The 7,617-nt window shown below is 74.8% G+C and carries 7 protein-coding genes; 1 reads left to right on the top strand and 6 read right to left on the bottom strand.

Going from position 1 to position 7,617, the window contains the following annotated elements:
- Nucleotides 1-73 precede the first annotated feature (73 nt).
- Nucleotides 74-370, top strand: a complete 297-nt coding sequence (locus tag RNC47_RS35390; protein ID WP_311604912.1) for a cellulose binding domain-containing protein — start codon at nt 74-76, stop codon at nt 368-370.
- Between the two features lie 69 nt (nt 371-439).
- Here the strand turns inward: RNC47_RS35390 and RNC47_RS35385 are convergent, their stop codons facing one another.
- The 6 genes from RNC47_RS35385 to gatC form a co-directional block, all read right to left on the bottom strand.
- Nucleotides 440-3,442: a helix-turn-helix transcriptional regulator gene (locus RNC47_RS35385; RefSeq protein WP_311604910.1), complete on the bottom strand. Its 3,003-nt coding sequence runs from the start codon at nt 3,440-3,442 to the stop codon at nt 440-442.
- A gap of 80 nt (nt 3,443-3,522) precedes the next feature.
- Entirely contained in the window at nt 3,523-3,708 is a 186-nt protein-coding gene (locus RNC47_RS35380) for a hypothetical protein (protein WP_311604909.1), read from the bottom strand.
- A gap of 184 nt (nt 3,709-3,892) precedes the next feature.
- Nucleotides 3,893-5,401 (bottom strand): Asp-tRNA(Asn)/Glu-tRNA(Gln) amidotransferase subunit GatB, encoded by a 1,509-nt coding sequence (gene gatB / locus RNC47_RS35375; RefSeq protein WP_311604907.1) that lies wholly within the window; start codon nt 5,399-5,401, stop codon nt 3,893-3,895.
- A gap of 41 nt (nt 5,402-5,442) precedes the next feature.
- On the bottom strand, nt 5,443-5,688 hold the full coding sequence (locus RNC47_RS35370) for a hypothetical protein (protein WP_311604906.1): 246 nt from the start codon (nt 5,686-5,688) through the stop codon (nt 5,443-5,445).
- A complete protein-coding gene (gene gatA, locus RNC47_RS35365; RefSeq protein WP_311604904.1) occupies nt 5,685-7,178 on the bottom strand; it encodes an Asp-tRNA(Asn)/Glu-tRNA(Gln) amidotransferase subunit GatA in 1,494 nt (497 codons plus the stop codon). The genes RNC47_RS35370 and gatA overlap by 4 nt, the downstream gene beginning before the upstream one ends.
- Nucleotides 7,179-7,183: 5 nt before the next feature.
- Nucleotides 7,184-7,480: an Asp-tRNA(Asn)/Glu-tRNA(Gln) amidotransferase subunit GatC gene (gatC, locus tag RNC47_RS35360; protein ID WP_311604903.1), complete on the bottom strand. Its 297-nt coding sequence runs from the start codon at nt 7,478-7,480 to the stop codon at nt 7,184-7,186.
- Between the last annotated feature and the right edge of the window lie 137 nt (nt 7,481-7,617).

Genomic DNA, 7,617 nt, shown 5'->3' with positions numbered 1-7,617 from the left:
GGGGGGGGGGGGGGGGGGGGGGGGGGGGGGCGGGGGGGGGGGGGGGGGGGGGGGCGGGAGCGCCGGCTGCTCGGTGACCTACGCGGAGACCCAGCGCTGGGGCGACCGGTTCAACGGCCAGGTCACCGTGACGGCCGGCTCGACGCCGATCAGCGGCTGGACGGTGACCGTGACCCTGCGCTCACCCCAGCAGGTGTCGACCACCTGGAACGGCTCCCCGAGCTGGGACGGCACCGGCACGGTGATGACCATGCGGCCCAACGGCAACGGCGCGCTGTCGGCGGGCGGCTCGACCAGCTTCGGCTTCACCGTGATGGCCAACGGCAACTGGACCGCGCCCACGCTCGGCTCCTGCGTGGCGACGGCCTGAGGACCGCCACCCCCCACCGGGCGCGGCGGCGGCGCCGACCGCCGCCGCGCCCACCTCTTCCGGGAGTGCCTAACGCTCGGCCGGCACCGGCACGAGGCGCAGCCGGTGGGCCAGGGCCGCTGCCTCGCCCCGGCCGGTGACGTCGAGTTTGGCCAGGATGTTGGAGACGTGCACGCTCGCCGTCTTGGGCGAGATGAACAACTCCTCGGCTATCTGCCGGTTGCTGCGGCCGACGGCCACCAGGGCCAGCACGTCCCGCTCGCGGGGGGTGAGGTTGAAGGAGTCGGCCGGGGCGGGGGGCTCGGCCGGCTCCGGCGGCAGCAGCGAGAGCCCGGCCCTGGCCGCCAGCCGTGCCACCCGCTCGCGCAGCGGCGCCGCGCCCAGCGCGAGGGCGGTCTCCCCGGCCTGCCGCAGCGGCTCCACGGCCCGCTCGCGCGCCTGGGGGCCGCCCTCGGCCAGCAATGCCTCGGCCCAGCCGAGCCGGGCGACGGCCAGGTGGTGGGGCAGCTCGAACGGTTCGAGCGCCTCGACCGCCTCCGCCCAGCGGGCCTCCGCCGGCCGGCCCTCGGCCCGCTTCAACTGGGCGTCGACCAGGCGTCCGAGCGCCGCCCACACCGGTATCGCACGGGGCGCGAACGCCATCGCGGCCCGGATCGCCGCGACGGCGGCCGGCCGACCGGCCTCGGCCGCCGGCAGCCCGCGGCTCTCGGCCTCGGCGGTGGCCGCCGCCAGGAACACCTCCCAGGCGTGGTAGGCGGTGAAGGGCGGGAAGCCGGCCGACATGGCGGCGCTCAGCGCCGACCTGACGTCCGCGATCCGGCCCTCCGCCGCGGCCAGCTCGACCTCCACCCGGGCCAGGTTCACAGCCATTCCGGGGTTCAGGTCCGGGGTGTGGATCTCCGCCCGGGTGGCGGCCAGGTCGCGCCTGGCCGCCGGGACGTCGCCCCGCAACAGCGCCAGGTGCGCGGCGACGAGCCGGGCGCCGGCGCGCGGCCTGGGGTCCCGCGACTGGCGGAGCGCGGCGGCGGCCTCCGCCGCCGCCTCCGGCCAGCGGCCGAGCGCGATCAGCGCCTCGGCGTGGTTGGCGGAGAGCCAGCCCCTGGCCTCCCGCAGGTCGTAGCGGTCGGCGATCTCCATGCCGCGCGCCACCGCCTCGCTCGCCCGCTGGAACTCGCCGACCTCGCCCAGCGTGGCCGCGTAGTTGACCAGCGAGCGGGACATCAGGCTGACGTCGCTGCCCTCGATGACCCGCTCGATCACCGCGCTCATCTCGGCCAGGCCGCCGGCCACGTCCCCGGAGTCGGCCAGTAGGCAGCCCCGCGTGAACCGCGCGTACAGCTCGGTGCGCTCCGCGCCCACCAGTCGGGCCATCTCGACCGCGCGCTCCGCCGTCTCGAAGATCTCGGGGCTCGGCAGGTCCAGCGAGTTGCGGGCCGCGACCTGCGCCAGGATCTGGGCGTGCACCACCGAGGGGGCCAGCCCCTGCACCAGCTCCTTGGCCCGGTCCAGCTCGGCCTGCCCGTCGCTCCGCCCGAGGCCGCCGTGCCCCCGGGAGCGCTGCAGCCAGAACCAGGCGGCGCGCAGCGGCTCGGCGCGCGCGTCCAGGACGCGCAGGGCCTGCCTGCTGAGCGTCAGCACCCGGTCCTTCTCCTCGGAGAGGACCGCGGCCATGGTGGCCTCGGCCAGCAGGTCCGGGTAGTCCACCGGCCGGCCGGGGGCCTCGGACTCCGGGTAGGCCCAGATCGGCTCCACCGGACGCAGCCCCGCCAGCACCGGCCCCGGCACCGTGTCCCACAGCTCGATCGCGCGCTCCAGCAGCCGCAGCTGCTCCGCGTAGGCGTAGCGCCGGCCCGCCTCCGTCGCGGCCTCCAGCACCGCGGGCAGCGCCCTGGCCCCGTCCCCCGCGTGGTACCAGTGGCTCGCGAGCCGCGCGGCCCGCTCGCCGGCCGGCACCAGGCCGTGCCCCGCCTCCAACGCCTCCGCGAAGCGGCGGTGGAGCCTGGCCCGCTCGCCCGGCAGCAGGTCGTCCACCACGGCCTCGCGCATCAGCGCGTGCCGGAAGCGGTAGCCGTCGCCGTCCTCGGTGGGCACCAGCAGATACGCCCCGACGGCGGCCCGCAGCGCGGCCAGCAGCTCCGGCTCCGGCAGCCCCGCCACCTGGGCGAGCAGCGCGTGCTCCACCGAGGAGCCCGCCTCGGCCGCGATCCGCAACAACTCCTGGACGCCCTCCGGTAGCGCCTCGACCCGCACCAGCAGCAGGTCGCGCAGCGACTCGCTCAGGCCGCGCCCGGCGCCGCCGTTGGCCGTCAGCTCCTCGACGAAGAACGGGTTGCCCTCGGAGCGCTCGAACACCGAGCGGGCCAGCGCCGGATCCGGCGCCCCGCCCGTGATCCCCGCCATCTGCGCCTGCACCTCGGCGTCGCTCAGCCGGGACAGCTCGATCCGCCGGACCGAGCGCAGCCGGTCGAGCTCCGCGAGGAACGGGCGCAGCGGGTGGCGGCGGTGCAGGTCGTCGGCGCGGTAGGTGGCGAGCAGCACGAGGCGGCTGCGCTGCACCGAGCGGAACAGGTACGCCAGGAGCTCCCGGGTCGAGCGGTCCGACCAGTGCAGGTCCTCGATGGCCACCACGAGGCTCCGGTCGGCCGAGAGCCGCTCCAGCAGCCGGGCCGTCAGCTCGAAGAGCCGCATCCGGTCGAGCGCGTCCCCGGAGGCCGGGCGGGCCTCGTCGCCGAGCTCGGGCAGCAGCCGCGCGAACTCCCCGAGCTGCCCGGTCGCCGCCTCGGCCAGCTCCGCGCCAAGCTGCCGGTGCAACGAGCGCAGCACGGCGGCCACCGGCGCGAACGGCAGGCCGTCCGCGCCGAGCTCGACGCAGGAGCCGACGGCCGTGACGGCGCCGCCGCTCCTGGCCGCCGCCAGCACCTCGTCGAGCAGGCGTGACTTGCCGATGCCGGCCTCGCCGCCGATCACATACGCCTGGGGTTCGCCGCGCCCGGCGCGGGCGAGCCCGGCCGTGAGCTCGGTCAGCTCGCCGGCGCGGCCCACGAACACGGGACTGACCCGACGACTCTCCACGACACCGAGGATGGCATGCCGGGCCGACAGCCCGGTACCGCTTATCGCGCTGGGCAGAGGACCGGCCGCCGGCCGCGCCGTCACGCCACCGCGATCCGGCCGCGGCGCCCCGTGCTCCGCGCGGACGCCGGCTCCTCCGCCTCCCCGGTGCGCCGCTCCCTGTCCCGGGCGGCCCTGGCCGCCCGGTTCTCCTCGGCCGCCCGCTCGAAGTCGGCGGCGCGCTGTCGGTGGAGCTCGTGCCACAGATGTTGCTCGAGTCCGGTCATTCTGGTTCCCTCCCTGGGATTCGGCTGCCTCTCAGCAGTTCCCACGCTCCTCTCCCAGGGGGCCGGCGCGCATCGGGCGATCGCCGCGTTCCGGCGCGCCCGGCTGCTTAGCGCGAAGGCCCCCGGCGCATCGCCGGGGGCCTTAGACGCGGCCTCGCGCCGCCTCAGAGGCGGCGCGGGGGCCTTACTCGGTGACGCCGAGCCGCTCCAGGATGAGCTCCCGGGCCCGGGCCGCGTCGGCCTGGCCCCTGGTGGCCTTCATCACCGCGCCGACCAGCGCGCCGGCGGCGGCCGTCTTGCCGCCCCGCACCTTGTCGGCGACCGCCGGGTTGGCGGCGATGGCCTCGTCGACGGCGGCGCCGAGCGCGCCCTCGTCCTTGACGATGCGCAGGCCCCGCTTCTCCACGATGCTGTCCGGGTCGCCCTCGCCCGCCAGCACGCCGTCGATGACCTGGCGGCCCAGCTTGTCGTTGAGCTCGCCGGCCGCGACCAGCGCCGCCACCCTGGCCACCTGCGCCGGGGTGATGGGCAGCGCGGCGAGCTCGACGCCCTGCTCGTTGGCGCGCCGGGCGAGCTCGCCCAGCCACCACTTGCGGGCCGCCGCCGCGTCGGCGCCGGCCTCGATGGTGGCGATGATCGGCTCGACCGCGCCCGCGTTGAGCGCCGACTGCATCTCGTGCGCCGAGATGCCCCACTCCTCGCGCAGCCGGTTCCGCCTGGCCAGCGGCGTCTCGGGCAGCTCGGCGCGCAGCCGCTCCACCCACTCGCGCTCGGGGGCGATCGGCACCAGGTCGGGCTCGGGGAAGTAGCGGTAGTCCTCCGCCTCCTCCTTGACCCGGCCCGAGGTGGTGGTGCCGTTGTCCTCGTGGAAGTGCCGGGTCTCCTGCACGATCGTGCCGCCGTCGCCGAGCACGGCCGCGTGCCGCTGGATCTCGAACCTGACGGCGCGCTCCACGCTGCGCAGCGAGTTGACGTTCTTGGTCTCGCTGCGGGTGCCGAACGCCTCCCGGCCGTGCGGCCGGAGCGACACGTTGACGTCGCAGCGCAGCTGGCCCATCTCCATCCGGGCCTCGGAGACGCCGAGCGCCCTGATGAGCTCACGCAGCTCGGCGACGTAGGCCCGGGCCACCTCGGGGGCGCGGGCGCCGGCGCCCTCGATCGGCTTGGTGACGATCTCGATCAGCGGGATACCGGCCCGGTTGTAGTCGAGCAGCGAGTGCGAGGCGCCGTGGATACGCCCCGTCGCGCCGCCGATGTGGGTGGACTTGCCGGTGTCCTCCTCCATGTGGGCGCGCTCGATGCCGACCCGGAAGACCTCGCCGTCGGCCAGCTGGACGTCCAGGTAGCCGTCGAACGCGATCGGCTCGTCGTACTGGGAGGTCTGGAAGTTCTTCGGCATGTCCGGATAGAAGTAGTTCTTCCGGGCGAAGCGGCACCACTCGGCGATCTCGCAGTTGAGGGCGAGACCGATCCGAACGGCGGACTCGACGCCGGTCGCGTTGACGACCGGCAGCGAGCCCGGCAGGCCGAGGCAGGTGGGACAGGTCTGCGAGTTGGGCTCCGCGCCCAGCGTGGTGGCGCAGCCGCAGAACATCTTGGTCTTGGTGCCGAGCTCGACATGGACCTCGAGGCCCATGACGGGGTCGTAGGACGCGAGCGCGTCCTCGTACGACACCAGGTCAGTGACGGTCACGGGAGAAGTACCTTCCGGATGCGTGCGTGGCGTACCGCGGCTCAGTCGCGCTCGTCGGCGAGGACGCCGCCCTCGTCCTGCGCCATCCGGCGCAGCTCGCGGGCGAGCAGCGCGACGCCGGTGACGATCGAGGCGGCCGAGACGAGGGCGTCGGCCAGCCTGAGCTTGTCGCCCTCACTGCGGGCCTCGCGCAGCTGGCGGGAGACGCTGACCACGCCGAACAGCGTGGTGCCGATGGACAGGTAGGTGCTGGCCTTGGACTTCGGCTTCTTCTTGCCAATGCTCATAGCGCGGGTGCCTCCTCCAGGATCGGATGTCCCCAGCGTGCCTGGAACGCGGCCTCCACCGCCGCTCCGACGCGGTACAGCCGGTCGTCGGCCATCGCCGGAGCGATGATCTGAAGACCCACCGGAAGCCCGTCCTCGTCGGCCAGACCGCAGGGCAGGGACATCGCGGCGTTGCCGGCCAGGTTCACCGGGATGGTGCACAGGTCGGCGAGGTACATCGCCATCGGGTCGTCTACCCGCTCCCCGATCGGGAACGCCGTGGTCGGCGTGGTCGGCGACACCACGACGTCCACCTGCTCGAACGCGCGGGTGAAGTCGCGGGCGACCAGGGTGCGCACCTTCTGCGCGCTGCCGTAGTAGGCGTCGTAGTAGCCGGAGGACAGGGCGTAGGTGCCCAGCATGATCCGCCGCTTCACCTCGGGCCCGAAGCCGGACTCGCGGGTCAGCGAGGTGACCTCCTCGGCCGACCTGGTGCCGTCGTCCCCGACGCGCAGGCCGTACCGCATGGCGTCGAAGCGGGCCAGGTTGGAGGAGCACTCGGACGGCGCGATCAGGTAGTACGCGGCGAGCGCCTTGTCGAACGACGGGCAGGACAGCTCCACGATGGTGGCGCCGAGCCCGCGCAGCAGCTCGACCGACTCGTCGAAGCGGTTCAGCACGCCCTGCTGGAAGCCCTCGCCACGGAACTCCCGCACGACGCCCACCCGAAGCCCGGCCACCGAGCCGGTGCGGGCGGCCTCCACGACGGGCGGCACGGACGCGTCGATCGACGTGGAGTCCAACGGGTCGTGGCCGGCGATCGCCTCGTGCAGCAGCGCCGCGTCCAGCACGGTGCGGGCGCACGGGCCGCCCTGGTCGAGCGAGGACGAGAAGGCCACCATGCCGTAGCGGGAGACCCCGCCGTAGGTCGGCTTGACGCCGACGGTGCCGGTGACCGCGGCCGGCTGGCGGATCGAGCCGCCGGTGTCGGTGCCGATGGCGAGCGGCGCCTGGAACGAGGCGAGCGCCGCCGCCGAGCCGCCGCCCGAGCCGCCGGGGATCCGCGTCAGGTCCCACGGGTTGCCCGTCGGGCCGAACGCGCTGTTCTCGGTGGACGAGCCCATGGCGAACTCGTCCATGTTGGTCTTGCCGAGGATGACGACGCCGGCCGCCTTGAGACGCTTCGTCACGGTGGCGTCGTAGGGCGGGATCCAGCCCTCCAGGATCTTCGACCCGACGGTGGTGGGCACCCCCTCGGTGGTGAAGATGTCCTTGAGCGCGAGCGGCACCCCGGCCAGCGGGCCGAGCGGCTCGCCGTTGGCCCGCTTCTCGTCCACGGCGCGGGCCTGGGCGAGCGCGCCCTCGCGGTCCACGTGCAGGAAGGCGTGCACCTTCTCGTCGACGGCGTCGATCCGCGCGAGGTGGGCCTCGGCGACCTCGACGGCGCTGACGTCGCCCGCGGCGACGCGGGCGGCCAACTCGGTGGCGGTGAGACGGTTCAGATCGGCCACGGTGGTCACTCCTCCCCCAGGATCTGCGGCACCTTGAAACGCTGCTGCTCCTGCGCGGGCGCGCCGGACAGCGCCTGCTGCGGGGTCAGGCTCGGCCTGACCTCGTCGGGGCGCATCACGTTGGTGAGCGGCAGCGGGTGGGAGGTCGGCGGAACGTCCTCGGCGGCGACATCGGCGACGCGGGCGACCGCGCCGATGATGTCGTCGAGCTGTCCGGCGAAGTGGTCGAGCTCCTCGTCGGTCAGCTCCAGACGCGCCAGCCGGGCGAGGTGGGCGACCTCCTCGCGCGTGATGCCAGGCATGTGGCGATCCTCTTGCTCGTCGCGGGCGGGGTTTGCGGGCCCAATCCTATGACCGCGCGGAGGCACGCCGCGCCGCCGTTCCGGCCTGGCGGCCTGCCGCGCCGCCGCGGCGCTCCGCACTGGGGGTTTCCCCCACC

Origin of the sequence: Streptomyces millisiae, from assembly GCF_031845425.1 — a bacterium.
Classification (GTDB): domain Bacteria; phylum Actinomycetota; class Actinomycetes; order Streptomycetales; family Streptomycetaceae; genus Streptomyces; species Streptomyces millisiae.
The sequence above is the reverse complement of the archived record's forward strand: the minus strand, read 5'-3'. Positions and strand labels throughout refer to the sequence as shown.